The organism is Corynebacterium sp. HMSC064H12, assembly GCF_001809925.1.
Taxonomy (GTDB): Bacteria; Actinomycetota; Actinomycetes; order Mycobacteriales; family Mycobacteriaceae; genus Corynebacterium; species Corynebacterium jeikeium_D.
In genome coordinates this window covers 1-1,411 of the sequence record NZ_KV799328.1, presented here as the reverse complement: position 1 = coordinate 1,411, position 1,411 = coordinate 1, and the positions used below count along the sequence as shown (strand labels likewise).

The 1,411-nt window shown below is 56.5% G+C and carries 1 protein-coding gene; it reads left to right on the top strand.

Annotated features, from left to right (window positions below):
* Positions 1 to 162: 162 nt before the first annotated feature.
* Complete coding sequence (locus tag HMPREF2681_RS02505; RefSeq protein WP_162838042.1) at positions 163 to 1,353, top strand: IS1249 family transposase; 1,191 nt, start codon at positions 163 to 165, stop codon at positions 1,351 to 1,353.
* The last annotated feature ends 58 nt before the right edge of the window (positions 1,354 to 1,411 follow it).

Sequence of the window (1,411 nt, the reverse complement as noted above, 5' to 3'; positions counted from 1 at the left end):
GGGTTAAGTAGCAAAAAGTGTGTCTGACTTTCAGCATTACTGCTGATTAGGCTGGGTAAATCGGGCGGATATAAGCATCAAGACCTTATATCCGCCCGATTAGTGTTCAATCCACCGGAATGGCACCCGCATGTGCTAATCGGGGGTTGGTGTGCTTTCCGGGTGAGTAAAAACAGACCACGATGCCCGATATGCGCTGGGCAAATGAAGAAAAACGGAACCACTTCTAAAGGCACAACCAGGTGGCGATGCAAGGACCCGAACTGCGGCAGTTCCACGACACGAACCCGCACCGACCGCACGCAGACCCGCGACTTTAAAGCCTTCGTCTCTTATGCCACCTCCACAGCAACGTTGTCTGAACTCGCCCAGCAACAAGGGGTAAGCCGTTGGACACTTGACCGCCGATTCAAACCGTTCTGGCTCATCGACATCCCCAACGACGGTGACCCACAGCGCATCTACGACCAGATCTTCATCGACGGTACCTACACCGCCGCCGGATGCTTGCTCGTCGCAGCCAGCCACGACCACGTCATCGCATGGCACTGGACCAAACACGAAACCGCCCACGCCTACACGCAGCTACTCCGCAAAATCGCTGAGCCGCTCTGCGTCGTCCTCGACGGCGGACAAGGCGCACTTACTGCGATTAAAGCCTGCTGGCCGAACGCGATAATCCAACGATGCCTCGTCCATGCGCAACGCGTCATCCGCCGCTACACCACATCACGACCACGCACCGACGCCGGCAAAGCCATCTACGCCCTGGCGTTGAAACTGACCCGTATCACCACACTCGACCAGGCACGGGAGTGGACGCTGCGTCTGCACGACTTCGGACAGGTATTCAAAGCATTCCTCAACGAGAAAACGCCCGTGTCAAAAGAGCGCCGCACACTCAACAACCAGTGGGAATGGACCCATCTGCGAGTTCGCAAGGCATACAACTCCCTGCTGCACCTCTCACGGAAAGGATGGCTGTTTACCTACCTGCAGCCACCACCGAATGCGCTTGAGCCTCAACGCTGGGCTTCAACGACAAACAGTCTGGAAGGCGGCATCAACGCCGGGCTCAAACGCATCGCCGACGCGCATCGCGGCAGGTCCGGGGAACGCCAACGAAAAATGCTCGAGTGGTACCTGCACTCGAAAACGCAACTGCCTGACGACCCATTAAAGATCGCCAGGCAGTGCAATTTCGGCCAAGATCAACTCGCCAAAGTCAACGATCTTGTCGAAGAAGACCACAACAAAGCCGACCATGAAACAGGCCGACCAGCCTTCTACGACAACGCTATCCCAACCGAGTACGAACACTCGATAGGAATCAGAAAAGGCCCCATGAAGTAACAAACGGTGTGCCCGCCCCGCAACACGCCGAGCGGACACACTTTTTGCTACTTAACCC